This is a genomic window from Planococcus beijingensis, assembly GCF_016820615.1.
GTDB classification, from domain to species: Bacteria; Bacillota; Bacilli; order Bacillales_A; family Planococcaceae; genus Planococcus; species Planococcus notacanthi.
In genome coordinates this window covers 601,859-628,275 of the sequence record NZ_JADHDZ010000001.1, presented here as the reverse complement: position 1 = coordinate 628,275, position 26,417 = coordinate 601,859, and the positions used below count along the sequence as shown (strand labels likewise).

The window sequence follows — 26,417 nt, the reverse complement described above, 5'->3', positions numbered from 1 at the left end:
AGGCGCTAAATTGCGAGAAAATTACACAACTGTAGGCGATTCTGCCAATGCAGAAATACTTATCCAAAAATCCAGGTTCATTGGACATGCAGCACGCGCTGAAACAGAACAGCAGGCGCTTGACTTCATTGATTCGATCAAACTCTTGCACCGGACAGCCACCCACAATTGCTCAGCTTACCTTATCGGAGAACACGATTCTATCCAAAAGGCAAATGACGATGGAGAACCAAGTGGCACTGCCGGGTTCCCCATGCTTGAAGTCTTAAAAAAACAAGGCTTGAAAGATACTGTACTGGTGGTCACCCGATATTATGGCGGCATAAAACTGGGCAGTGGCGGTTTGATTCGGGCATATGGCAAATCGGCTTCCGCAGCTATTGCTGCTGCAGGCGTTGTAGAAAGAAAACTTCATCATTTGATGAAAGCTTCTATAGACTATACATGGCTCGGTAAACTTGAAAATGAAATTCGTCAGTCCCCTTATCCGCTTGATCGCTTAGAATATACGGAAGGTGTAGACATCTATATTTACGTTCCTGTTGAAAAAGAGCAGGAATTCATCGATTGGATAAATGAAATGACGAATGGACAAGCAGACGTCAGCATCACGAGCAGTGAATTCCTCGAATTTTCAAAGTCATGATTCTTTTCATTTACGGCTGTTAAAAATCACTGTATAATGTCAACAGCACAGAAAAAACAGATTGTCGGCACATACAAAAATTTTTTTCAAGAGCAAAAAGCCTGTCGCTAATTAAGAAAATGGATTTATCCGAACAGATAACTCGGTTGGCCCATTACCTATAGAGGAGCAAATAAATATGAACCGAAAACATTATCGGAAAACCAAGTCGGACAGGAAACGAACAATTATAAAAGTGATTCTCACTTTAGTTGTTTCGTTGTTGATCTGCGTTTCAGCTTACGGGATTTACCTGGTCAAACAAGCGGAATTGGCCGTCAACAGCGCTTATGAGTCTACAGGAAACGTAGATGAACCGGTTGAACCGCTTACGGACAACATCTCCATCCTGTTCATTGGCGTGGATGACAGCCAAGAACGCAACCAAAGTGACGACAACATCCGTTCAGATGCACTCGTCCTGGCAACATTGAACAACCAAGACAAGTCCATTAAACTGGTCAGTATCCCTCGTGATACGTATACCTATATTCCGGATAGCGGAAAAGAAGATAAAATCACTCATGCTTATGCTTTGAATGGGCCGAGTTCAACCATCGAAAGTGTAGAAGGACTTTTGGAAGTACCGGTAAATTATTACCTGCGGATGAACTTTGACGCCTTCATCGATGTGATCGATGCCCTCGGCGGCATTAAAGTAGAAGTGCCTTATGACATCACGGAACAAGATGAAAATGATTCGCAGGATGCCATTGAACTAAAAGAAGGCATCCAGTTCCTGAACGGCAGCGAAGCGCTGGCACTTGCGAGAACACGCCATTACGATAATGACATTGAACGGGGCAAACGCCAGCAAATGATTCTTGAATCCATTATGAACCGCGCCTTATCAGTCGGTTCAATCACTAAATACGGTGATGTTTTCGAAGCAGTTGGAGACAACATGAAAACGAACATGAGATTCGAGGATATGCGTGCATTGTTCGAATACGCTAAAAACGGTAAACCAGACGTGGAAACCATTACGCTTGACGGTTATGATGATATGTCCACCGGGATTTACTATTGGAAATTGAAAGAAGAATCCCTGATGGAAATACAAGATGTTCTGCAAAGCCACCTCGGTTTAAAACCGGATACGTCCAACTTAACCACCAATGAGATAGAACAAAACGTAGCAAGAGACCTAGTAGAAGACGACACATCACAGTGAAAACTGTGGTGTTTTTTTTCGTTCAATTGTCTCTAGAGCTTTCTAAAGCACTCCCCATATCTTTTACCCAAAAGAAAAAAGATTGAAATCAAAGCAATGCGCTTCAAGTTCAATCTTTTTTTATTTGCCTATAAATTTAACAAGATTCAATAATGGCCGGTAATTCTTCCCTGCCAACCCAACAACCTCAACGAACAATTCAATTGCCACCAGCATGACGCTGATCAACAGGATTCCTCCCCATAAGGTCGCCTGAGAAAACAATAGCGCTGCAAGCCCAAACAAAGCGGCAATTCCATAAATGATCAGCACGGTTTGGCTATGTGAAAAGCCGATGTTCAGTAAACAATGATGCAAATGGGACTTGTCTGCTTCTGAGATCGATTTCTTTTCACGCACTCTCCGAACGATGGCAAAAAACGTATCTGAAATCGGTACGCCGAGCATGATGATCGGAATGATCAATGCCACAACTGTGACATTCTTGAATCCCATCAAGGCCAAGACTGAAATCATGAAACCTAGGAACAATGCTCCGGTATCACCCATGAAAATTTTTGCAGGGTGGAAATTATAGACCAGAAATCCTGATGTGCTCGCTGCCAAAAGTGCAGCCATCGACATAACATAAACATCGCCCATAATGAAAGCCATTGCTGCCAGTGTCAATAGAGCGACTGTCGAAACGCCAGCTGCCAATCCATCAAGTCCATCAATTAAATTGATGGCGTTGGTGATTCCGACTATCCACAGAATCGTCAATGGAATACTCAAATAACCAAAATCCAAAACACCACCGAATGGCAGGTTGATAAAAGAAATTTCAAGTCCCCCGCCGACTACGACAATTCCTGCAGCTACCAATTGACCCAGTAGTTTCGCTTTTGCGCTGATTTCATACATATCATCCAGTACACCGGTGATGATAATCAATAAAGCGCCTATGATTATAGCTGTTTCAATCGGAATAAACGATGCTTCAATTGCATTGGAAATCGGATCTTGAGGTTTTAATATAAAATATGCTATCAAAAATGAACCAAAAATGGCCAACCCGCCTAAACGCGGCATAATTCTCGCATGAACTTTTCGGTAATTTGGTCGGTCAACTGCTCCTACGCGAAAAGCAATGCGTTTAACAATCGGAGTCAGCAAAATCGAAGCGATAAATGCCAAGACCATGGTAAGGTATAGCATATCTTTCCTCCTTAAAACATCTTCTATACATACATATCCATTGTCATTATAGCACGACTGGAACAGAAATAAAGAAAAACCTGTCTCTTCATTCCCTCTGCATAGTATAGGACGCTCCCTCTTTCACAAAGTTTCAGCTGTACATAATTTGGTTAAACGATGTGTACAACCGTGTTGGAAGAAGAGATTCTTTTTCAAATCACTTCATTATTTTATTCAATAATTCACGTTCCCTATTTTCACTAATCCCTGTTTTTAATCGTGACAATCCCTCTTTCTGAGCCCACTCCAAAGTATCTTGGGCAGACTGCTTCACAGAACGCATGCCCAGCCCTGCACTTTTCGCTTTTTCATTGTCCACCAGCAGGAAGCCTTCCGGAAATTCTGTAGAAAATGGAATCCAAAACGGCAATTCGAATGCTTTCACCCCTTGTTCCAACAAAAAATGATCATCCACCCAAACACAATCCGCTTCGCCACCATTTAAAGTTTGGACAAGTTCTTCCATAGACACAGCATCAGCCGCCACATTATAGACACCCGTTGTTTTATTTTCCATTTGAAGTACTGTGAACTCAGCCAAGTCTCTCGCGTCAACCCACTGAATTTTTCTTTCTTTACTGCCGGGAACGAGGACAGGGCCTTTGCCGTTTAATTTCATCACCCAATATGTAAAACGGTCTGTTGGGTCATACGGACCTACCACAATACCCGGTCGAAGAATCAACGCCTTATCTGATAAAGTCCTTTCTATATAATTTTCACACATCACTTTTAACGGCCCATATGTACTTCCAGTAACCTCATCTTCTGTCACCTCCGTGTTAAAGAGGGATCCACTTTCTCGGACAGGCCCATTTTTAAAATCATCGTATACGGAAATGGTCGAGATAAAGATATAATGGTTTGTTTTAAGATTCTTAAGAACTGGTTTTAAATCAGCTGGCGTGTAAGCTGACGAATCAATAACGGCATCCCATTTTTCTGCTGCCAGTTTTTCTGCATCTTTCCTTCGGTCCCCCAGTATTTTCTGCAGTTGCGGAAAAAGGTGCGGATTGCTTTTGCCCCGATTGAACAAAACTACCTCATGTTCTTTTTCCAACAGTGCCTCTACTATATGACGCCCTACAAAAGATGTGCCTCCAATAACTAATATTTTCATATGAATGCTCCTTTATAAGTAATTTTGCTTACTATATCAATCATAATATGATATATTGAATAAAATATCACGAATTTTCAAATATTTTTTAGGGGTGCAAACTAGATGGATGATGCAATACAATTTTATTCACTGAAGACAGTGTGGACGCCCTGGGATGAAGCCGCTGTTTTGAAAATGGACTACCAGTCCCGCGCAGAGCTGGCTAGCATCATTAATTGTGAAGGATTGCTTGTAGACCTATCGATGGACCAGCATGCTGAAGTAAGGTTCGGCGTCGCACAAAACGGCCATACGCCTCTTCAAACATTAACGAGGCTTAGCGAGGAAGATTTATGCATTACGGTCAAAGAAACCGCCTCAAAAACTTTATGGAATCTTTCTGCCAAATCCGAATCTACCCGATAATGTTTAGATTCTTCTTCAGAAGGATATTATATAAGTAGTTATAAATTTGAAGGAGGAGTTATTGATGAGCGACAACAACGGATTCTCTGATAAATTAAAAGGTGCAGTAAACAAAGGCAAAGGCGAAGTGAAGGATCAAATCGGAAATGCTACAAACGATCCCAACAAACAGGCTGAAGGTAAAATCGATAAAGCCAAAGGAAACGTCCAAGATAAGATCGGCGATTTCAAAAAAGATAATAAGTAATCCGAAACCCGGTTTTCTAACCGGGTTTTTCTTATGGCAAGATTAATGTTTTCAAAAGTGCAAGAATTCGGTTATAATGAAAATTCGTGCATCCATGTTATTTATTAAGGAGTTTTTTATGGAAAAGAAGGCGCTTACAAATACAGAGATTTTTACATTGGGACTTATGCTTTTCGCCTTGTTCCTCGGAGCAGGAAATATTATATTCCCTCCTTATCTAGGACAGCTTGCCGGGGATGAGTTGGCGATCGCTGTAACTGGTTTCTTGTTGACAGGGGTAGGTCTGCCTCTACTTGGAATTTTAGCGATTGCCAAAGCCGGAGGAGACCTTCAATCTATAGCGGGACGTGTCAATCCAGTTTTCGGTATCGTCTTCACCTTGATTGTTTACCTGGCAATCGGGCCTTTCTTTGGAATCCCTCGTACAGCTACAGTAGCTTTTGAAATCGGGATCGCACCTTTTCTTCCAGCTGATTTTGCAGAATCATTCTGGTCTTTATTTATCTTCACTCTTGTCTTCTTTATCATTACGGTGCTGTTTGCAATGAATCCAACAAAGTTGGTGGACAGAATCGGCAAAATTTTAACTCCTTTGCTGATCTTGGTCATTGGACTGTTGGCTGTAAAAAGCTTTTTGACTCCAATGGGCTCCATCAATTCTCCGATTGGAAATTATGATACGGAAGCGTTTTTCGAAAGCTTTCTGCAAGGCTATCTGACAATGGATGCAATTGCTGCGCTTGTTTTTGGAATTGTCATCATTCAATCTATACAACATAAGGGAGTCACGGATACCCGGACAATATTGAAATCGACTGCGTATGCCGGTTTTATAGCAGCCATCGGCATGTCTGCCGTTTACATATCGTTAAGTTATATTGGCGCGACGAGTGTTGATTCCATTGGCCTACAGGACAATGGCGGCATCGTTATCGCCATGGCTTCACGTGTTTTGTACGGAGATATCGGTGGAATCATTTTGTCTGCCGCGATCACCTTCGCCTGTTTGACGACTTCAATCGGCCTGGTTTCTGCAACAGCACAATTTTTTTATAAGATATTTCCGAAGATTTCTTATATCGTTTATGTATTATTTTTTGCAGGGTTCTCCGCCATTATCGCCAATGTGGGCTTAACGCAATTAATCGCTATCTCGCTTCCGGTGTTATTAGCGATTTATCCGATAGCGATTGTCTTAGTCATTTTGTCGTTCTTTGATCGCATGTTCTATCGGAAGCCTTATGTGTATATATTGGCACTTGGAGCGACCGCAATTGTCAGTATTTTCGATGCCCTTCGTTCCACTGGAATTATGTTTGAACCAATAGATGCTTTGTTAAGCCACCTGTTGTTTTTCGAACAAGGCATCGGCTGGATAATCCCAGCTATTGTCGGAGTTTTGGTCGGCGTCATCATTGCGCGCTTATCCCATCGTACGAATTAAAGGAGCCTTCCCGATGCATCGGGAGGCTCCTTTTTTCTTTAAAATAATCTTGGCGATGGCGGAGTATCATTGTTTTTGCTTTTTTCTTCGTGTTCATTGTAGTGTTCGCGCTTGTTTCTTGGTTTATCCAAATCATCTCTGCGCTCGTCATTCAGCAGATGCTCTTCTTCCGAATCACGCCCAAAAGGTGCAGGCCCTAAATTCGGATCCACTCCAGGAGAAGGTTCATCTTGACGGCGGTTGACACCGTCTTCACGCAATAGATTGTCTTCTCCTTCTTTAGTCTGTAAACCGGGCTCATGGTCCAATTCCTTCTCACGAGCAGACCCTTCATCTTTGTTCAATCCAGCAGTTGGATGGATTTCATCCCCTTTTAGGCGAGAGTCCTGCAATCGATCACTCTTCCCTGCGCGGGCATGCTGGTCTTCTCTGGAAACTTCGCGCGCATAGATTTCATCAGGGTTATGGGGTTTGTCATCGTAGCGAGGAATAACTTTGTCGCCAGATCTTTGTCCGCTGCTGCCTTCCATATCCATCGGATCGTTGGAATCATCTAATGATGAGAAATGTTCATCTTCACCGGATATCGCTTGCCCATCTGTATAAAGAAGGACGGCGCCTTTTTCGATTTCACGTTCGTAGTCGTCTGCCCGGTCCTTGTTCAAGTTAAACCGGTCAAGCTCTTTTCTGACGATATCTTTTCCACTAAGAAAAGATTTAAAGCGATTAGAGATGGAGTTCGCTTGGTCTGCCTGAACGCCTTCTTTTTCGGCCGATTCAACAACTCCTCTATCATTCGCCAACAAATGAATATCTCCTTCATGATAGCCTTTCGCTTTTAATGCCTGTATGGCTGTTTCCATTTCTGCTTTGCTGTAGACGATTTCAAACTCACGATTTCCCGATCTCATTATAAAACCTCCTGTGTACTGTGTTACTTTTGTTTACCCATTCAGATGGATACCTAAAACCTGGAACCGGGAGTTCAGGCAATATTGATGCCTGTAAAAAGGGGGTGTCCCAAAAGGTCATGAAAAATGACTTTTGGTGACAGCCCTTTTGTCGTTCCCAAAAGACCCGGCAGATGTCCATTGCGGCGGACGCGTTCCGCGGGCACGGCTTCTGCCCGCGCTGTTCCCGCTGGAGTCGCCGCCTCCATTCCCATCAGCCAGCTGTTCTCAGAAAACGTATTCCCCCATCAAAAAACAGCGGGAGAAAAAGGCTTTCTTTCTCTCCAGCTGTTTTATTTTATCGGACAGTCCCCTTATTTGTACTTCCGATCGCTTTGGCTATGCTTTTCAGCTTCACTGGAGCCGCCTCTAGCTTTCTCGACGTCCGGATTTTCTTGGGTAGTGAATGAATTATGTTTTTCATCTTTCACTAAGATCGGATCCTGCATGAATGTTTCTCCACGGGCAAAACGATCTTCCTGTTCATCAAAGTTATTGTCAACCGACTTGATATACTGCTGTCTTTGCAGATCATTCGGATTTTCCTGTCCCGCAGCTACATTTTTATTTGAAATCACGTCTATAATGGTTTTATCTTCTTCATCTTTGTATATTAAGATTCCACCTTTTGCGAGATCAGCCGTATAGCGTTCTGTTTCCGAATCCGAAAGGCCCAATGATTTCACTCCTTCACGGACACCACTCTCACCTGAAATAAATCCTTTAAACTTATCAGCAAATGAATCAACTTCTTTTTTATCGAAAGCGTAGTTATCAAAATGCTTTACGTCTTTGGCGATGATATGAAGATCGCGTTCCTCATACCCCGCATTCTTTAAATCTTCCACTTTTCTTTGCAGATCACTTTCCGAAAATACTACTGCCAATACTTTTTTATCCGTATCCATATATAAACCTCCATAACATTATAAAATTTCCTATTCTTTCTTTACCCTCGATGGAAACATCCATAACATTCTTTAGTGGCAGAATAAAAAAATCCCTCATGAATATACTATGATCGGGTATAAAACACAGGAAATCAGCGTACTTTGCGTATGTAACTGTTTTTTCAAAAATGAAAAGTTCAAATAAGATTTATTAGCGCTTTAATAAATATTGGATAAATATACCCATAAAAATAACTTTTATGAGCATTCAGTTACTCAACAATTACCGGAGTAGGCTTTTATTCCCTTTTTTCTCTTTTTATCGAAATCTAAAATAAAAAAGCAGTTTATTTCGAAAATTGATGATATCATGTATAAAAGATGTAAAAACAAAGTAACTATGGGATGTGGAGGCGGCAATTATCGTACTTGGCGATCTATTTTCTTCTTACTTCTCGGACGATCCGAAAAAGGCGGAAAACAACTCTCCTACATGGATGACAGAAGTACTGCCCTTGCAAAAGGAAAGGAGAGCAGTAATGGACACGGGAATGCGTTTAAAATACCATCGTTTAAAAAAGAAAATTAGTTTAGAAGAATTAGCCTCTGGCATACTGACTCCCAGAGAACTGAAAAAAATTGAAACCGGCCTCAAAGATCCAGCATTGAAGGAACTTGAAGCTTTATGCAAAAAATTAGCCATCCCTTTGGCACCTAAAGACAATCCCATTGGAAAAGTACTTGTAAAAAATTTTAAAAACTCATTATTGCATCCGCAGAACAAGGCAAAGATCATGGAACAGTATGCTGATATTCAAGATCATCCTTTATTGCATGCTGATGAAGATGTGGAACTGGAATACAGCATTCAACAAATTAGATACTTCATCATTACAGGGGATTTGGATAGCGCCGAAGAAAAAATCAAGGAAATTGACCGATTCAGGGAATTTATGAATCAAGAACAGTTTTATTTATTCCATAAGTACAACGGAAACTATAATTACATCTTGAATGATTTTGAAAAGGCCTTGAAGACTTATCTCGTCGCTGAAAAAATTGCTCCCAACACGATTTCTGCTTCTGAGATCGGTGATTTGTATTATTCAATCGGGATTTCCAGTACCAAATGCAGAGAAACCGAAATGGCTTATAAATACTCTGAAATGGCTCTGAAAATTTATCAGCAAGAATTTGTTCCTAAGCGTATCGTAGAATGCCATTTGAATATAGCCATCTCTCATCAACAATTTGGCAACTTTAGAATGTCTATGGAACATTATAAAAATGCGTTGACTATAGGTAATAAATTAGAAATTGATATTCTACGCTTTACCACTGAGTACAACATAGGATACGCTTATTTTCTATTTCAAAATTATGAACTTGCAATTGCCCACACTGAGAGCTCACTAGATTATATTCATCCTGAGTACTCTGCTGATATTTTAATGGGCTATTGTGTTTTAATAAAAAGCAATTATGAACTCGGAAATCTCGACATTGCAAAAAAATGGTTAGAAAAAGGATTTTCTATAGTAGAAAATAAAAAAATAAGTATCCATTCACCAACAAATCAAGCGTTTAAAGAAGCTTATATTGAATTCATTTGCCTTGATCGTTTAGTTAATAAAGATCATGAAGGATTTGAAGATTATGTATTAAATCAACTCTCTCCAAGCCTAGAAAATACTTCCAATTTTTTTGAAATAGGATATTTTTTCGGACATTTAGGAAAAATTTTTTATGAACAAGAAAGATATAAAGAGTCAGCGGAAATTTTGAACAAAGCAAGAAAAGCATATAAAAGCACAACTATCTTATTTTAGGGAGTGGAAGTAATGAAAAAAGGGATTACAATACTATTTCTTTCGGTTTTTGTACTAAGTAGTTTCTCATTCGGTAATAGCACAAGTACAGAAATTAGAAGTTATGCTCACATCTCAGAACATGGCGATAATGAAATTTCTGCTAAACCTCGTGTCCCTGAGCCTTGGGCTGCCAGCAATGAACTTGCTGCTAAACCTCGTGTCCCCGAGCCTTGGGCTGCCAGCAACGAACTTGCTGCTAAACCTCGTGTCCCTGAGCCTTGGGCTGCCAGCAATGAACTTGCTGCTAAACCTCGTGTCCCCGAGCCTTGGGCTGCCAGCAACGAACTTGCTGCTAAACCTCGTGTCCCCGAGCCTTGGGCTGCCAACAATGAACTTGCTGCTAAACCTCGCGTTCCTGAGCCTTGGGCTGCCAGCAATGAACTTGCTGCTAAACCTCGTGTCCCCGAGCCTTGGGCTGCCAGCAATGAACTTGCTGCTAAACCTCGTGTCCCCGAGCCTTGGGCTAATGATAAACAACAGATTTGATTGACTTCCTCTACTCCTACCCAGACTGTCGCTTATTCACTAGGCGACAGTCTTTTTACTTTTAAAGTTCGTTCCTACTTCTATCTACAAGGAGGAATATGCATGGGGAAGAAAATGAATGAAAATACTCTTAGTTTGCCCCCTCATTATAATATAGAGCGCACAATTGATTTAGCTCAGGATAAGCATCTTAATGTTTTGATCCAGTCCTGCTTTGTCTTGATCACTGGCATTTTGATTGGCTTAGCTTTATGGGCAGGCTTGCCTTTATCTAGCACTTTGAATCCTTTCTTGTCTTTTTTTATTACCGTTGTTTTGGTTTTAGTTTATATGGCTCTTCATGAAACCATGCACGCAGTCTTCATAAAGATCTTTTCCCGCAGCCGCCCTGCCTATCGAATTCGGTTTCCGTTCCTTTCAGTTGGCAGTGAAGCTTATTTTAATCGAAGAAGTTTTATCGTCATCGCTTTGGCACCTGTAACGATATGGGGAGCGGCATTGATTTCCCTATTGGCCCTCGTTCCGAACCCATTGTTTCTAAGTGTTTATATTTTAATGATCGTAAACTTTGCAGGTTCTGCCGGAGATTATATACAGGCTTATATCGCATTAACCTCGCCGGCAGACACTCTATTTCAGGACAACGGAAAAGCAACCGCTCTATATACTCCTCAAGGCAATAAAAAAGATTCAGAGATAAGAGATCCCTGAATCTTTTTTCTGTATTTATTGATTTTGCTTTTTGTCTACCAGGCATTCGTCAACAAAACGCTTAAATATGTTCATGGAAGCATCATCGCCTTGAAGAGCGAATTCTTCTGGATGCCATTGGATGCCCATAGCGAATTGATGGTGCTTGCTTTCCAATGCTTCCACCAGACCATCAGCAGCATAAGCGGCTACCGTCAATTGATCCGAAACGTCTTTGACGCCTTGATGGTGGAAAGAGTTCACATTGAATTTCTTCTCTTTCATAATCTCATACAGTAGGCTTTCGTCTTCCAAAGTTACCGAATGGGTACGATGTGTCCGCATAGCCATTTGTTTGTGCTGATGCAAATCGCCTTCAAATTGAGCCTCTAAATCCTGATAATTTGTGCCGCCTAATGAAATATTGAACATCTGCAACCCACGGCACATTCCGATAAACGGTTTATCGAGTTCAAGAAACTTCAAAATCAGTTCTTTTTCATACTCATCACTGCCAGGGTATACGGCGCCCAAGCGTAAATGTGGCTCTTCCCCGTACAAAGTAGGATTGATATCCCCACCTCCAGTGACAATCAAGCCGTCCAAGCGCTCGCATAACAAAGGGATGTCTTCTTTATCCACAATAGGTACTATCAGCGGCAAACCCCCGGCCTGCAAAATCGCTCTTCCATAGACTGGATCCAATGAGTAGGTTTGATCTTCTTCAACTCGTGCTGTTATCCCGATAACCGGTTTGTTTTCATTTGGCATTTAACTTCCTCTTTTCCACTTATTCAAATTGTCCATTATTTTATATACCCTTATTCATTAAAATGATAAACATTTAGCTTTCTAGCAAGAACTCGCTATTTTTATACCCAAGAATATTCGGTCTTATGCATACTTTGTATAAACCCTAATCCAACTCAATAAAAAAACCCTTTTCAGGGCCTGATCAGATACTACTCTTTATCATCCGCGAAAGGAGTAAAGCGGTAACGGCTTAAATCGATGCAATCATCCTGGTCCACTTCCACCCCTTCTTCCTGCAGCGATTTCCGTTGAAAAAACCGCGACTCTTCATCGCGCAACATGATTCGTCCCTGTGCATTAACAATTCTATGCCAAGGCAAGTTATGCTTGGCACTCATGCTATGGAGAATACGCGTTACTTGCCGAGCAGCACGCGGGCTTCCAGCAACAGCAGCAACTTGTCCATAGGTCATAATTTTTCCAGGAGGAATCTCTTTGATGACAGCTACAGCTTTTTCTGTGAAAGTATGCATTTCGTCCATCCATTCCAATTTGTTTTATGAAGATGCCTTGTCTGATTGAGCCTTTACTTCCTTCAGCAAATCTCCATTTCGATAATCTGTCAGAAGTTCCTTAGCAAACTCGTACAACGGAAGTTTTCCTGTTTCCGTCGCCAGCCCCCCGCTCTCAGCATGTAGACATTTATAATACTCTACCATCCGATCAATCAATTCTTCAAGCCCCTGAAGTGACTCTTCCGCCTCATGCTGCAGTGGCCTTGACGAATCTATTTCTTTCGCTTCATTCAGATACAGGAATTTCATCTGGTCCAAGTCACTGACTGCCTGATCAAACACTTGCTGATTCTTATCCAGACGATAAAAATGTCTCCAAAAGATGAAAATCTCTTTTGCAACACCTAATTTTTTCGCGCCAAGAGAAGCATTTAACCCCTCCACCACACATATTTCATACATAATCTTTCTTAACGACTTCTTATATTCTCTTTCTACGACTCCCTTATATTGCATGTATCTCATTATTATGCCTCCCTGGTATAATGTTGATCTTTATGCGTTTTATTCCGTCTGTCGTTTAGACGTTTCTGTATCGTCGAACGATATCATGATCTTCCATTGCCACCAATTGGTTATAAACTTCCTGATCGTATACTTTCTGGCCAATGTAGAAAACCTCTGGTTCGCAATTTGCCATTTCTTTTTTCATCGGCTTTCCACTGTATACGTCTCCTTGGAAGTCTCCGCCCAAATGGAAATAAGCGTAATAATTCTCTTCTCCCCATTCAGCAACTTTCAGCAGCAGCTGCTGCATCGTTATTTCGTTATCTGCATTCGACAAACTGCCTTCCAAGTGGAAGTAGATTGCATCCCCCATAGATAGGACATAACAGGCAGAAACCAGTTTATTTTCGTGATAGGCACCGAATAAATGAAGGTTCGGCCCCATAGAACTGATAAGCGTTTCAAAGTAATCATTGGTGAAAAAATAATAGCTGTCTGACTCTTCTCTTCTTCTGGCAGCCGAATAATACAATACCAAAAACTCGAACATATGGCGTACAGTTCCCAACTTTTTGATTACCAAGTCAGAATTCTTCCCAAAACTGCCATTGGAAAGCTGAGTAGCTGCACCGGAAGTGAAGTAATCTCTCAGCCTGATTGTAAAGGTTTCGTACAGCGCAGATAACTTCAAGTGTTCTTTGAAAAAAAGAGCATTTCCTTTCAAAGGATGAAAACGGATGTACTCGGCAATGATCTTTTCCTTATGGCAGTACTCCGTAAAAGTTCCCCTGAAATTCGCAATCAACTTTGCATAGTCATTTTCGGCTTTAACCACTGGCCCTCCATATCCAAAAGGGGTCGTGATGTCAAAATACATATTGCCGCGGCTATTGTTTATATGCCTTTTAATGTAGGGATAAGCTACTTCTCCTTCTTCATCTTTATAATAAAAAAGCAAAGCTTCTCCTGGATCCAATTTCAATGCACTAAAAAAATATTGGCTGGTATAATAAATATCCGTTATTTGCAGACTGTCGAGAATCTTTTGCCAGCGACTGTGCTGTTGTATCGATATTAGCTCAAACATAAATTCCACCCCTGCTTCACCTAGAAAATCACTTGAACACTGTCTGCAATTGATTCTCTTTTTTTCTTGCATCTTTTCTTATTTCAGCCGACGCTTTCGCTGATGTGCTTATGTATCCGGCAAGCAACTTAAAGATAAAACCCAGTATTGTCGCTGCTACTAAGCCCAGAACCCAATTCTCGGTTACGATATTTGCTTTTCGAGCTTCCACTGCCTGTAAAATAATCCGAATAGAAGCCGTGTCCAAATTTTTGCTCACGTTATGTTGGAATATAGAAGATAAGCTATTTGCAATTTCTACAGATTGCTGGCCGCTATCAGAAAAGGCGGTGATTGTAAGGACCGGAGAATCACTCGAATGATTTACTGTAATCTGCTTTTGAAGGTCAGAAAGGGATATTTCAAATTTCAGATCCGCTCTTAGTTCCTCCAATACTTTCGGGCTTTTAACAAAAGCAGCAAATGCTTCGATGGCTTGAGGATCCAAGCGATTGCTATGCGATGCCACCTCTTGTAAAGCTCTCCCTTTTTCTTCTATAAGCAATTGACTTGATGCTTGGTACTTCGGATCCATAATAAAAGATGGAAAGAGCCAAACCGCCAACAGAAAGAGAGCAACAAAAACGGATAGGATCTGGGTATGATTTTTCAATTTCTCTATGAAATGGATCACCCTCTTAAAACAACTCCTTGCAGTCCCCTTTCTTTGATATAAGAAGACAATTAATTTGAATTTATTTCTAAAAATTCAGATTATTATAGTTCATTTATATCATATTTTATTGACTCAATCTATACCTAAAAGGATATTTTTTAAAATTCTCAAGGATAATATAAGTATTTAGTCTTTCATAATATTTTATTTTAAATTTAATTCCTATATATTAGGTATATTTAACCACTACAAGTTTTTCATATGCTTATTATCAATCAAAGCAAAAAAAAGCTGTAAGTTTGGAGCCTGGCTTCACTTTATTTTTCCCTGTTAAAACTGTTCCACTATAACTAACTGAATTCAGCAAAAAAAAAAGCACCTCTCCTTCAATAGAGAGATGCCTTCATTATTCTTTCCATAGACCGATGATGCCGTTTCTTCGGTATATAATTTCTTTTGACTCAAGTGTCTTTAGAACTTTAGTCAATGTTTGGTGGGAAATATTAATGTCTGTTGTAATATCTTTGATCGTTTTAAAGAGAACTCCTTCAGGTGAAGCGTTTTTCAGAAAGTAGTGAATAAATTTCTCTCCAATTTCTGCCGTTTTTTCAGTTTCTGATGAAAAATACGACCGGCATTCGTTGAGAAGCTTGTCTTCTGAAAAAAGCTTGGTTCTACTGGAATACTGATTTTCCATTACTTTCATCTAACCACCTCCAAAAAGTATCAGCCACTTGGCATGTTCTTATTATTTCTATACCCTATCTTGTTAAAATTATACACACTTTTTTAATAAATACTGATAATTCCAAAAAACTTTTCATTTTTCCATTATATGGATAAATACATCTAAAAAAAACCGTTCCTTAGAACGGTTTCAGCTTGTATACAAAAGAATAGTGACATCTTTTAAAGAATAATTGTTCATTTTAACTTGTTTACACCAGATCCTTCGCTCCAGGCGGACGCTTTCCGCGGGCTCGCGCCGAACTAACTCGGACTTGGGTCCGAGTGGATTTCGACACTTCGCTATCCCGCAGGAGTCGCCACCTTGCGCTTCGGATCTTTCAGTCACGTGATGATTCGTTTCATCTAAGCTGTTTTTTATGTGACTGGCTAGCTTGCTCTCTTTTTTGAAGCAGCACGCTTCCAACCGGGTTGGCCACGAAGACTCCTGTGGGAACAGCGAAAGCTGAAGACCCCGCAGGAACGCCAGTGACGAGGAGGCTGAAGCTGAGCCCACGGAAAGCGAAGTGGCCAGCCTGGTTGGAGGTATACACTGTTATGCATTTTGAATAGACTTTGTCTACAGTCTGAAACCGTCCCTTAGAACGGTTTTTCTCTATTATTGTTTCATTTTGTTTTCAATAAAGTCTTTCAATACATGAATTCCCATTACGCAGTCATTTAAGGATGACCATTCTTTTGGATTATGGCTGATGCCATCTTTGCTTCTGACAAACAACATTGCCACTGGCAAGTAACGTCCAAGATTCATGGCATCGTGTCCTGCTCCACTGGGGATATACTGTGGCGTAATTCCGTATTTTTCTAAAGAGGCTGCCAGCTGTTTCTGCAAGTCTTCAACAATCGGTACCGGTTGGATTTTTGTATTCAGCTTAATATTCAGCAGAATATCGTTCTTTGCAGCAACCTTTTCTGCCTGTTCAATCAGCAAATCAATCAGTCGGTCTCTAGTTTCTTCGATTATATCCCGAATGTCGACAAGCAACTTCACTTTTTCCGGAATAACATTCGCCCCATTTGGAAAGACCTCTAATTTCCCGACTGTGGCCACTGCTGTATCACTGACTGTTTTCGGAAAATCCGGAATGGATTGCAGAAATTCAGCCGCCGTTACGAGGGAATCTCTCCTGCCAATCATCGGAGTGTTTCCAGCATGGCCCGCTTCTCCGATAAACTCCATTTCGAGCCAGGCAGGACCAGCTATGCCATTGACGATACCCACCGGCTGTTCGGCTTTTTCAAGCTTCTTGCCTTGCTCTATATGCACTTCTACAAACAATTCCAGGTCTGATAGATCTCTTTTAGCTTCTTCATAAGCATCAAGTGTACTGCCATACTTTTGCAGCACTTGTTCAAGAGTTTCTCCATTGTAATCCCGAAGCTGTTCCATTTCCTGTCTTGAGATGGCTCCCGTCATTGCCCGGCTTCCTGTTAATCCACTGTTGAAACGAGATCCTTCTTCATCGGAAAAAATAATCACTTCATATGGCTTGTCGGGGACATAGCCACTTTCTTTCCAGGACTCCGCCACTTCCAATGCAGACAGGACGCCAAGTGGCCCATCAAAATTCCCACCGCTAGGTACGCTGTCCAGATGGGAACCTGAAGCAATTGCCGCTCCTTCCGTTTTCCCTTCCAGCCGTGCCATGAGATTGCCGGCACCGTCTTCTCGAATCGCTAGTCCTGCTTCGGACAGCCACTTTTTGACGAGTTCTTTTGCTTCTTTTTCTTCATTCGAGTAACCGGGCCGCTTTACGCCACCCACTTGCACAAATCCAATCTGAGATAATTCAAACAACCGTCTCGCAATCCGTTCGCCACGGATGCCTGAGTGGTCAAGGCGATCATCGTAGTCATTCAGCAGCTCTTCATATAAAGGATTATCATTATTTGCTGGCATAACTTCCTCCTTGTTTTTGATTGGTGAAATCCGTTGGATCATTTAGTTAAGAACGCCCAGGCATATTGTGCATAGAGCTCAGCGCCTGTTGCCATTGCCTCTTCATCGATATTGAACTTGCCGTGATGGTGAGCCCATTCGGTATCTTTTTCTGGATTACCGCTTCCTACTAATGCGAAGCTGCCTGGTACTTCATCCAAATAGAACGAAAAATCTTCTCCGCCCATCGTCGGTTTTTCATCGTAGATGGACTCTTCACCGAATGCTTCCCGTGCCACTTGCTGGACCAAATCGGCACTTTCTTTGCCATTGATGACGGCTTGTGTTCCTCTGATATACTCGACTTCAGCAGTTCCTCCGTAGATAGCCGCTGTGTTTTCAGCGTAGACTTGAAGCTGTTGTTCGATGTGGTCCCGTGTCGCAGGATCGAAGCACCTCACTGTTCCTTCGATTTCTGCATTTTCAGCAATGATGTTGAAACGCGTTCCAACAACCATCTTCCCGACAGTTACGACTGCTGCCTGTTGAGGATCAACGGTCCTCGATACTATGGACTGCAAATTCATGACAAAAGAAGAAGCGATGACAGCCGCATCAATACAGGCTTGCGGGATTGCTCCGTGTCCTCCTTGCCCTTTCAAATGAACTTTAAAAATATCAGCCGATGCAAATGAGGCTCCAGGATTGCAAGCGACAGTCTTTGTTGGGCTTTGGGACCAAATATGAATGCCGAACACATCATCGACACCCGCTACTGCACCTTGCTCAACCATTGCTTTTGCGCCGGTCGCCACTTCTTCTGCCGGTTGGAAAATAAACCGCACATTCCCTGGAATATCATCTTTCACACTGGCCAATGCTTTTGCAGCAGCTAGCAGCATCGAAGTATGGGCATCATGGCCGCACGCATGCATCTTCCCGAGTTCTTTTGATTTATAAGACAAATCCGTATTCAATTCTTCTACAGACAAAGCGTCCATATCGGCACGCAAGGCAACAGTTTTGCCTGCTTTTCCGCCTTTCAGCTCCCCAACAACACCGGTTGGCTCTGTTTTTCGCGCTTCAATCCCGAGCTCTGTTAGATAGTCAAAGACAAATTGGGAAGTTTGGTATTCTTCCCATGACAGTTCAGGTTCGCTGTGAAGCTTGCGCCGTATTTGAATCATTTCGTTGCTGTTTTCTTTTATGGCATTTTTGATGGTTTGATTGATCATGATGAATTTCCTCCAGTTCTTATAGGAAGCCGACAAATATACCGGCCAATATTACAGAAACGATTGTAACAGTGATGAATCCTGCCACAAGCATCGGCGGCAGCATATGGCTGGTCAGTACTTTCCGTTCTTCTTCGTCTTTCGTCAGTGAATTGATGACTTCCACCGTGATGATATAATCTGCCGGGAATCCATAAAGGGCTGTCAATGAAACCGCAAATGCCATTTCCTTGCTGACTTTAAGAAGTTTCCCGATGATGAATGAAAAGATGTACATCCCGATTACACCGATAACGATACAACCGATAAGCGGATACAGGATTTCAAGCATCATGCTCGGTGTAGCATTTTTCAATCCGTCGAAAATATAAAGCAATAAGCCCATGATGGCGAATCCGAAGCCATTTGCTTTTTGCAGTGGATGGCGCTCGAGGAAACCGATGCTGCGTCCGATAACTCCGAACAGCAGACACAGGACGAACGGGCTTATTTCCACGATTGGAGCTGCAAGAGTTGAAGTCAGATACGCCAAGTAACCAACCAATGCCAACCTGAAAAATTTAAAGAAATCCGTATTGTATTTATCCGGCATATTGGCAAACATACGCGGTTCCTTGACCGCTTTGCCCGATGCCCCTGTTTGTTCACCAGGCAGCTGCTTTGCAGTCAATTCATTATTTCTGTATTTGTTCAATAAGTTCTGGCCTTCTTTTTTCAACATGATTGAAGTCAACGGATAGCCTGCAAACCCTTGAACAACATAAATGACGATGGCGAAGACAGCTAGCGTCGGAAGTCCAGCAGCTGCTGCCCCTTCTGACATGATCAACGCAGAAACCAATCCGCCAACCAATGGCGGAATCGCAACCACCACTGTTTCAAAATCAAACAGCAAAATTCCGATGCTGAACAATGCAGCAATAATCCCTAAAATTCCCGCTATGGCAATCAGAATTGTTTTCCACTGGTTTTTCAATTCTTCCAGAGATAACAAAGTCCCCATATTGGTGATCAACAGATAAATCAGCATAACAGCTACTGCAGGCGGAATTCCCGCAATCGCTACAATTTCAGGAGGAAAGAACGTCCAATATCCCAGCAGAAACAATACCCCACTGACAAATATTGAAGGAATCCAAGCTTTCGTTCGAGTTGAGATTACTTCGCCAATAAATAATACAAAAATCAAAATCGGTAATGCGAGCATCTGGGCCATTTCCATTTCCTCCTCTTTCTCTTAATAAGCTATTGAACTCAAAGCTTTCTAAAGATAACTTGTATAATGATGCAATAGTAGCACACAAATAGCAGGGAATAAATAGAATAAAACGACTATTTTGAAATAACATTAAATTGAATAATCATTCATTTTTAATGTAACCGATTCCAATAGCTATATATTGCATATCCCTTTCCCTTTTTATAAATGTGTATATTTTGCGAACGGCATTCTTGCTGCTGCACTCTAAACGTTTACCTCCTCGCGTTTCGAGGTATTTATTAGGATAGGCAAAATTCAAAAGGAGGATTCGAACAAATGAATGGCAGACATTATATCAATGGTGAATGGACTGAAACAGGAGATGGAAAAATAGAGGTCACCAATCCAGCAACCGGCGAAGTTGTTGGCACAGTACCCAACGGGGGCGAAGAGGAAGCCACTGCTGCAATCGAAGCTGCCGCTTCGGCTTTTCCCGAATGGTCGAAGACAACAGCCTACCATCGTGCTGAACTGCTGATGAAATGGCATGATTTGCTGCTCGAGCATAAGGAAGAAATCGGTGAAATTTTAACGAAGGAAATGGGCAAACCTCTAGCTGAAGCTATCGGTGAAATTGAGTACTCGGCTTCTTTCGTTTCCTGGTTTGCTGAAGAAGGCAAGCGCATGTATGGACGCACTATTCCGGCAAGCAAAGAAGGCAAACGGATTCAAATCAACAAGCAGCCGGTCGGTGTTGTTGTATCCATTACCCCATGGAATTTCCCTGCAGCGATGATGGCCAGAAAAATGGCACCTGCTTTAGCTGCTGGATGCACCTTTGTAGCGAAGCCAGCGAAAATGACACCATTAACTGCTGTTAAAATGTACGAGCTGGCTATTGAGGCAGGCTTCCCTAAAGGTGTCATTAATCTAGTGACGGGCAGCGCCGGCAAGATCGGCAAAGTGTTCACCAGCCATCCGGATGTCCGCAAACTGACGTTCACAGGGTCTACAGAAATTGGCAAGGAATTGATGAAACAGGCTTCAGAAACTATGTTGAACCTTTCACTTGAGCTTGGAGGGCATGCACCTATCATCGTTTTGGAAGATGCGGACATGGACCTCGCTGTTGAAGGCGTCATGGCTTCGAAATTCCGTAATGCCGGACAGACTTGCGTCTGCGGCAATCGGATCTACGTTCAGAAAAGTATCGTTGAGGAGTTTTCACAGAAACTCCAACAAGCAGCAGGCAACCTGAAAGTTGGCAACGGATTGGACGAAGGCGTACAAATCGGTCCATTAGTAGACAAAGACGGCTATGAAAAAGTTGAAAAGCACGTCAATGATGCTGTCGAAAAAGGCGCAAAAGTTTTGGTCGGCGGAGATGGCCGTTCAGAAAATAATGCCTATTTCTTTAATCCGACTGTACTGGTCGATGCAACTTCGGATATGCTGGTCATGAACGAAGAAACGTTCGGTCCTGTAGCGCCGATCATGTCTTTTGAAACAGATGAAGAAGCAGTTAAGTTGGCGAATGATACACGCTTTGGCTTGGCGGCTTATTTCTTTACCGAAAGCATGGCGCGCGGCACGTATCTATCCGAAAACCTGGATTACGGAATTGTCGGCTGGAACGACGGTGCCCCTTCTACTGCTCAAGCTCCATTCGGCGGAATGAAAGAAAGCGGCGTTGGGCGCGAAGGTGGACAAGAAGGATTAGAAGCCTTTTTGGAAACCAAGTATGTGTCCATTAAAATATAAATAGAGAACAGAAAATACCGCTCGAAAAAAGAAGCAGCCCGGAATTCTGGGCTGCTTCTTTTCGTTTAAATCACTGTTTCACATATTTTGATTCCGTGTGCAGATGGTCTGGTGACCAGGCATTCGTAATGCGGGAATTTTTCTTCCAATTGGGTTGCCACCTCTTTTTCATAGCCTTTTTCCACGGCGATGAACAAAGATGGACCAGCTCCGCTGATTGCCGACCCGTAGACACCAAGTTCTAGGCACCCTTGCTGGATGGCATCGAAATCCGGGAATCTCTCTTTGCGGTAAGGTTCATGAAAAACATCTTTCTGCATCATCCGGCCTGCGGTTTTCCAATCCCCTCTCGCTAAAGCAGCCGCCATGACGTTGCCAGAAGCACTGCCCCGCGTCGCTGTTTTATGGGATAAGGTTTCCGGCAATAAGTTGCGGGATTCTGAAGTCAGGAATTCAGTCGGTGGAACCAGGATAACCACACCGATTTCCACTTCCGGAATATGGACGATTTCCAGATCGTCTTCATCGAAATAGGAGATCGTCAGTCCCCCAAGAAGTGAAGCGGAAATATTATCAGGATGCCCTTCCATTTCCGTTCCTATTCTCAATTTCTCTTTCATCGGCAGTTTTAATCCGGCTAACCTGTCAGCAATTTCAATGCCAGCCGCAATTGCGGATGCGCTGCTGCCCAAACCTCTGCTCAACGGGATTTCCGTCTCGACCACTAATTTCGCGTTTGGCAATGGCTGCCCATATTTATCCGCAACAGCTTGAGCAGTAGCGACAATCAGGTTGTCGGCACCGCTCGCAATCCCTTGATAGCCTGAATCTTTATATTCAACCAGCCACTCTGCTGCTGGTGAGGCGTGAACAAACATATGAAGATCCAATGCCAACCCGATTGAATCAAATCCTGGACCTAGATTGGCTGTTGAAGCCGGAACAGTTACTGAGAATTCTTTCCAGCTCATATTTTCACTCCTTTTTTCAAATCCTCCCAAAAGCGTTCCATGTCTTCTGGAACCAAAAGCGCTTTATGCTGATTGACCGAAATCGCTGTTTCCGGATCTTTCAATCCATTGCCTGTCAGAACAGCTACAACTTTTGAACCTTTCGGCAATTGGCCGCTCTCCACTTGCTTTTTGATGCCCGCGATGGAAGCACACGATGCCGGTTCTGCAAATATCCCTTCGGTTGAAGCCAACAACTGATAGGCTTCCAGAATCTCTTCATCGGTAGCCGCGAGAATCGTTCCGTTTGACTGGTCCAAGGCATCAAGTGCCAGCTGCCAGCTCGCGGGATTTCCGATTCGAATGGCTGTTGCCACTGTTTCGGGATTTTCCACAACTTTATTATTGACGATCGGTGCCGCTCCAGCTGCTTGCACCCCTAAGAGTGTCGGGCGTTTTTCGCCAGTACGTCCTGCGTACTCCGTGAACCCTTTCCAAGAAGCGGAGATATTGCCGGCATTGCCGACAGGCAACGCGAAAATATCGGGTACTTGGCCTAATTGGTCAATAACTTCAAACGCAATGGTTTTTTGTCCTTCCAAACGGTAAGGATTGACGGAATTGACGAGGGCAATGCCTGCCTCCTGGCCAACCTCACGAACCATCTGCAATGCTTCATCAAAATTGCCTTTGATCTCAAGAATTTCTGCACCGTACATTTTCGCTTGCGCCAGTTTCCCAAGCGCAATGCGCCCTTCAGGAATGACGACAATTGTACGCATACCCGCTCTGGCTCCATAAGCGGCTGCAGAAGCGGATGTATTGCCGGTTGAAGCACAAATCAATACTGTTTTGCCTTCTTCTTTAGCTTTGGCGACAGCCATCACCATGCCGCGGTCCTTAAAGGAACCAGTTGGATTGGCTCCTTCCAGTTTTACATAGAGGTCAATTCCCCATTCTTCTGATAGTTTTTCCAAATGCACCAATGGTGTATTCCCTTCCTGTAATGTCAGTGAAGGTGTATGTTCTGTAACGGGAAGCCACTCTTTATGTTCTTCAATCAGTCCTTGCCATCTCATGCTGTTTCCTCTCCTTCTATGCGGTAATGGCTAATGACGCTCGCCGTTCCTTGTAATTCCTTCAATACATCCAAATGCTGCTGGCGTGAAATTTGATGCGTCAGCAGCACCAGTTCGGCTTTGCCGTCTTCGTTTGCCGGAGACTGTATAACCGACTGGATGCTCGCCCCATGCCTGCTGTAGACTGCAGTCATTTTCGACAACACGCCCACTTCATCATTTACAAGCAGACGGTGGCAATACTTCGAAAAGCATTTGGAATCTGGTTTTATAACGCGTTCGTGCTGAGCTGCGTGTGCGCGTTTTCCGTTGACACCCAACTGCAGGTTGCGGCAAGCTGCAATGATATCAGAGACCACAGATGTAGCCGTCGGCAATGAACCGGCACCTGGTCCATAAAGCATCGTTTCACCTACTGCATCGCCGTATATGTAAACTGCGTTGAATTCATTGTTGACCGAAGCAAGCGGATGCGAGTTCGCCAGGAAGATCGGCTCTACTGAAACTTCGATCCCATCTTCGTCTTTAGTTGAAGAACCGACCATTTTCATGGTATAACCAAACTTATTCGCGAGTTCCAGGTCACCGTCACGGATTTCTTTCATGCCTCTTACCAGGACATCATCCAAATGGACTTCGGTTGAGAAGGCCAGAGAAGACAAGATCACCATTTTCCTTGCCGCATCGATGCCATCGACGTCAGCAGAAGGATCGGCTTCGGCATAACCTAATGCAGTAGCTTCAGCTAATGCGTCGTCATAAGTCATGTTTTCTTTTTTCATTTTCGTCATGATGAAGTTGGTCGTGCCATTGACGATTCCCATCAGGCTCGAAATCCGGTCTGAAGCGAGTCCATCTTCCAATGTGCGGATGATCGGCACACCGCCTGCAACACTGGCCTCATAGAACAGGTCACACTTTTCAGCGTCTGCCAGTTTTAATAGATCGTGGCCATATTCAGCCATCACATCTTTATTGGCCGTTACGACCTGTTTCCCATTTTTAAGCGCTTGTTCAATAGCTGACTTCGCACCATCGATGCCGCCCATCACTTCAACAATAATATCGAGAGAAGAATCATTCAATATATCTTCTATATCCGTCGTGAATACACTCGGATCTAAACTGGAAAGCCGGTCTTTATTGGTGTCTCTGACCAGTACTTTCTTTACTGAAACTTGGGCACCTAATTTATGATGCAAATCCTGCTGATGCTGCTGAATGATTTTAGCAACTCCGCTGCCCACCGTTCCAAGGCCTAATAATCCGATTGAAATTTCATTTTTCATTGACGATTCCTCCCATGGTGTGTACACTGTGAAAAAACAGCTGTTTTTGTCATAGGGACATTATAGTATTATATCTTAGTTAAAACAACCCTTTTACAGACTATTAAAAAAGATGGGACTTGATTGGATGAAAGTAAGCAAATTTGGCGGTACTTCAGTAGCTAGTGCACAACAGATCAAAAAAGTGGCAGCAATCGTTAAAGCAGAGCCTTCTCGTAAGATCATTGTGGTATCTGCTCCAGGCAAGCGATTTGATGGAGATGTAAAAGTGACAGATTTGTTAATTAATTTATCGGCAGCTGCGTTACGCGAGGAACCGACGGATACTGCCTTGGAAAAGGTTGTTGAACGCTATGCGGAAATTGCTGACGAGTTGGAACTGGGCAATGCCATTAAGCAAGTCATCAAAACAGACCTTCTGAACCGCCTTCAGGCAGATAAAAGCTCTCCCCCACTTTTTGCTGACTCGATCAAAGCAAGCGGTGAAGACAATTCTGCAAAATTAATCGCTGCTTACCTGACTTTAATCGGCTTAAATGCCGAATATGTCAACCCGTTTGATGCCGGTCTATTTGTAAACGGCTTGCCTGAACGGGCACAGGCACTTCCAGAAGCCTATGACCGATTAGCAGAACTGCGCAATAAAGAAACCATCACTGTTTTCCCCGGTTTTTTTGGTTATACAAAAGAAGGCGTTCTTCGGACATTCGAGCGTGGCGGCTCGGATATCACCGGATCCATTCTTGCAGCTTCCGTCAAAGCTGAGCTGTACGAAAACTTTACTGACGTCGATTGTGTGTTTGTCGCCAATCCACGCGTCGTCGCTAATCCGGTCGAAATCGAACAGATGACTTACCGTGAAATGCGCGAGCTTTCGTATGCGGGATTTGCCGTCTTGCACGATGAAGCTTTAATGCCTGTTTTTAAAGCAGCGGTTCCTTTATGCATCCGCAATACCAATAATCCATCTGCCCCTGGTACGATGATTGTTGCAGAACGCGACACTTCCCTGCGCCCGGTTACAGGAATTTCGGCAGATAGCGGTTTCTCGACGCTTTATGTCAGCAAATACTTGATGAACCGTGAAATCGGGTTTGGCCGCAAACTGCTGCAGATTTTGGAAGATGAGTGCATTTCCTATGAACATATTCCATCCGGCATCGATAACTTATCCGTCATTTTGCGCAGCCATCAATTGACTGCCGATAAAGAACAGCGGATTGTCGATCGGGTCAAATCTGAACTGCAGGCTGATGACGTCCATATCCGCAATGATTTTTCCATGATTGTTTTGGTTGGTGAAGGCATGAACAATACAAAAGGACTTACTGCACGTGCAGCAAACGCTTTTGCCAGAACCGGCGTCAACATCGAAATGATCAACCAGGGGTCTTCTGAAGTAAGTTTGGTCTTCGGCATTCTAAAAGAAGATGAACAAAAGATATTGAACGAATTATACAAAGAATTCTTTGAGCCTGCATTGGTTCATTAAGCTAACTCCCTTTTAACTCCTGAACTTATTGGTTCAGGAGTTTTTTATATCCCTTCACAATAA

At 42.8% G+C, this 26,417-nt stretch carries 27 protein-coding genes; 10 read left to right on the top strand and 17 right to left on the bottom strand.

The features are described from left to right. Positions 1–10: 10 nt before the first annotated feature. Both IRE19_RS02900 and IRE19_RS02895 read left to right on the top strand, forming a co-directional pair. A complete protein-coding gene (locus tag IRE19_RS02900; RefSeq protein ID WP_203339285.1) occupies positions 11–646 on the top strand; it encodes a YigZ family protein in 636 nt (211 codons plus the stop codon). A gap of 178 nt (positions 647–824) precedes the next feature. Then, complete coding sequence (locus IRE19_RS02895; RefSeq protein WP_191713828.1) at positions 825–1,859, top strand: LCP family protein; 1,035 nt, start codon at positions 825–827, stop codon at positions 1,857–1,859. 120 nt (positions 1,860–1,979) lie between these two features. Here the strand turns inward: IRE19_RS02895 and IRE19_RS02890 are convergent, their stop codons facing one another. After that, complete coding sequence (locus IRE19_RS02890; protein ID WP_191713827.1) at positions 1,980–3,056, bottom strand: glycosyltransferase family 4 protein; 1,077 nt, start codon at positions 3,054–3,056, stop codon at positions 1,980–1,982. Between the two features lie 199 nt (positions 3,057–3,255). Continuing rightward, a complete protein-coding gene (locus tag IRE19_RS02885; RefSeq protein ID WP_203339284.1) occupies positions 3,256–4,218 on the bottom strand; it encodes an NAD-dependent epimerase/dehydratase family protein in 963 nt (320 codons plus the stop codon). A gap of 105 nt (positions 4,219–4,323) precedes the next feature. On the opposite strand from IRE19_RS02885, the gene IRE19_RS02880 reads away from it, so the two are divergent. The 3 genes from IRE19_RS02880 to brnQ all read left to right on the top strand — a co-directional run bounded on the left by IRE19_RS02880 (position 4,324) and on the right by brnQ (position 6,317). Further along, on the top strand, positions 4,324–4,626 hold the full coding sequence (locus IRE19_RS02880; protein ID WP_203339283.1) for a hypothetical protein: 303 nt from the start codon (positions 4,324–4,326) through the stop codon (positions 4,624–4,626). Positions 4,627–4,690: 64 nt separating this feature from the next. After that, complete coding sequence (locus IRE19_RS02875; RefSeq protein WP_191713824.1) at positions 4,691–4,873, top strand: CsbD family protein; 183 nt, start codon at positions 4,691–4,693, stop codon at positions 4,871–4,873. Positions 4,874–4,991: 118 nt separating this feature from the next. Next, a complete protein-coding gene (gene brnQ, locus IRE19_RS02870) occupies positions 4,992–6,317 on the top strand; it encodes a branched-chain amino acid transport system II carrier protein (protein ID WP_203339282.1) in 1,326 nt (441 codons plus the stop codon). 38 nt (positions 6,318–6,355) lie between these two features. Here brnQ and IRE19_RS02865 read toward each other — a convergent pair whose 3' ends face one another. From IRE19_RS02865 to IRE19_RS02855, 3 genes are all read right to left on the bottom strand, one after another. After that, positions 6,356–7,228, bottom strand: coding sequence for a general stress protein (locus IRE19_RS02865; RefSeq protein WP_203339281.1), 873 nt, complete (start codon positions 7,226–7,228; stop codon positions 6,356–6,358). 74 nt (positions 7,229–7,302) lie between these two features. Then, positions 7,303–7,476 (bottom strand): hypothetical protein, encoded by a 174-nt coding sequence (locus tag IRE19_RS02860; RefSeq protein ID WP_203339280.1) that lies wholly within the window; start codon positions 7,474–7,476, stop codon positions 7,303–7,305. A 105-nt stretch (positions 7,477–7,581) separates the two neighbouring features. After that, positions 7,582–8,175 carry a YflT domain-containing protein gene (locus IRE19_RS02855; protein WP_203339279.1) on the bottom strand — a complete coding sequence of 198 codons (594 nt, stop codon included), beginning with the start codon at positions 8,173–8,175 and terminating at the stop codon, positions 7,582–7,584. Between the two features lie 521 nt (positions 8,176–8,696). Here IRE19_RS02855 and IRE19_RS02850 point away from each other — a divergent pair. From IRE19_RS02850 to IRE19_RS02840, 3 genes are all read left to right on the top strand, one after another. Further along, positions 8,697–9,986: a helix-turn-helix domain-containing protein gene (locus IRE19_RS02850; RefSeq protein ID WP_203339278.1), complete on the top strand. Its 1,290-nt coding sequence runs from the start codon at positions 8,697–8,699 to the stop codon at positions 9,984–9,986. A 12-nt stretch (positions 9,987–9,998) separates the two neighbouring features. Further along, positions 9,999–10,514: a hypothetical protein gene (locus IRE19_RS02845; RefSeq protein WP_203339277.1), complete on the top strand. Its 516-nt coding sequence runs from the start codon at positions 9,999–10,001 to the stop codon at positions 10,512–10,514. Positions 10,515–10,616: 102 nt separating this feature from the next. Continuing rightward, on the top strand, positions 10,617–11,225 hold the full coding sequence (locus IRE19_RS02840; protein WP_203339276.1) for a DUF3267 domain-containing protein: 609 nt from the start codon (positions 10,617–10,619) through the stop codon (positions 11,223–11,225). Positions 11,226–11,240: 15 nt separating this feature from the next. Here IRE19_RS02840 and IRE19_RS02835 read toward each other — a convergent pair whose 3' ends face one another. The 9 genes from IRE19_RS02835 to IRE19_RS02795 form a co-directional block, all read right to left on the bottom strand. After that, on the bottom strand, positions 11,241–11,975 hold the full coding sequence (locus IRE19_RS02835) for a gamma-glutamyl-gamma-aminobutyrate hydrolase family protein (RefSeq protein ID WP_203339275.1): 735 nt from the start codon (positions 11,973–11,975) through the stop codon (positions 11,241–11,243). Positions 11,976–12,166: 191 nt separating this feature from the next. Further along, a complete protein-coding gene (locus tag IRE19_RS02830) occupies positions 12,167–12,490 on the bottom strand; it encodes an MGMT family protein (RefSeq protein ID WP_191713816.1) in 324 nt (107 codons plus the stop codon). Between the two features lie 24 nt (positions 12,491–12,514). Continuing rightward, the gene (locus IRE19_RS02825; RefSeq protein ID WP_203339274.1) at positions 12,515–12,997 is read right to left on the bottom strand and encodes a hypothetical protein; all 483 of its coding nucleotides are present in this window, start codon (positions 12,995–12,997) and stop codon (positions 12,515–12,517) included. 55 nt (positions 12,998–13,052) lie between these two features. After that, a complete protein-coding gene (locus tag IRE19_RS02820; protein WP_203339273.1) occupies positions 13,053–14,066 on the bottom strand; it encodes a GNAT family N-acetyltransferase in 1,014 nt (337 codons plus the stop codon). A 28-nt stretch (positions 14,067–14,094) separates the two neighbouring features. Next, positions 14,095–14,718, bottom strand: a complete 624-nt coding sequence (locus IRE19_RS02815; protein ID WP_203339272.1) for a YveK family protein — start codon at positions 14,716–14,718, stop codon at positions 14,095–14,097. A 409-nt stretch (positions 14,719–15,127) separates the two neighbouring features. Next, positions 15,128–15,427, bottom strand: coding sequence for a replication/maintenance protein RepL (locus IRE19_RS02810; protein ID WP_191713812.1), 300 nt, complete (start codon positions 15,425–15,427; stop codon positions 15,128–15,130). A 639-nt stretch (positions 15,428–16,066) separates the two neighbouring features. After that, on the bottom strand, positions 16,067–17,368 hold the full coding sequence (locus IRE19_RS02805; RefSeq protein WP_203339271.1) for a M20 family metallo-hydrolase: 1,302 nt from the start codon (positions 17,366–17,368) through the stop codon (positions 16,067–16,069). Between the two features lie 38 nt (positions 17,369–17,406). Then, on the bottom strand, positions 17,407–18,582 hold the full coding sequence (locus IRE19_RS02800) for an amidohydrolase (protein WP_203339270.1): 1,176 nt from the start codon (positions 18,580–18,582) through the stop codon (positions 17,407–17,409). Positions 18,583–18,601: 19 nt separating this feature from the next. After that, entirely contained in the window at positions 18,602–19,798 is a 1,197-nt protein-coding gene (locus tag IRE19_RS02795; protein ID WP_203339269.1) for a hypothetical protein, read from the bottom strand. 321 nt (positions 19,799–20,119) lie between these two features. On the opposite strand from IRE19_RS02795, the gene IRE19_RS02790 reads away from it, so the two are divergent. Continuing rightward, positions 20,120–21,544, top strand: a complete 1,425-nt coding sequence (locus IRE19_RS02790; RefSeq protein ID WP_203339268.1) for an NAD-dependent succinate-semialdehyde dehydrogenase — start codon at positions 20,120–20,122, stop codon at positions 21,542–21,544. A 65-nt stretch (positions 21,545–21,609) separates the two neighbouring features. On the opposite strand, the gene thrB is transcribed toward IRE19_RS02790, so the two are convergent. The 3 genes from thrB to IRE19_RS02775 are packed head-to-tail and all read right to left on the bottom strand — an operon-like array spanning position 21,610 to position 24,862. After that, positions 21,610–22,515: a homoserine kinase gene (thrB, locus tag IRE19_RS02785; protein WP_203339267.1), complete on the bottom strand. Its 906-nt coding sequence runs from the start codon at positions 22,513–22,515 to the stop codon at positions 21,610–21,612. Continuing rightward, complete coding sequence (gene thrC, locus IRE19_RS02780) at positions 22,512–23,573, bottom strand: threonine synthase (protein WP_203339266.1); 1,062 nt, start codon at positions 23,571–23,573, stop codon at positions 22,512–22,514. Before thrC ends, thrB begins: the two co-directional genes overlap by 4 nt. Next, the gene (locus IRE19_RS02775) at positions 23,570–24,862 is read right to left on the bottom strand and encodes a homoserine dehydrogenase (RefSeq protein WP_203339265.1); all 1,293 of its coding nucleotides are present in this window, start codon (positions 24,860–24,862) and stop codon (positions 23,570–23,572) included. The genes thrC and IRE19_RS02775 overlap by 4 nt, the downstream gene beginning before the upstream one ends. A 127-nt stretch (positions 24,863–24,989) precedes the next feature. Here IRE19_RS02775 and IRE19_RS02770 point away from each other — a divergent pair, with 127 nt between their 5' ends. After that, positions 24,990–26,354, top strand: coding sequence for an aspartate kinase (locus IRE19_RS02770; RefSeq protein WP_203339264.1), 1,365 nt, complete (start codon positions 24,990–24,992; stop codon positions 26,352–26,354). Positions 26,355–26,417: the final 63 nt, after the last annotated feature.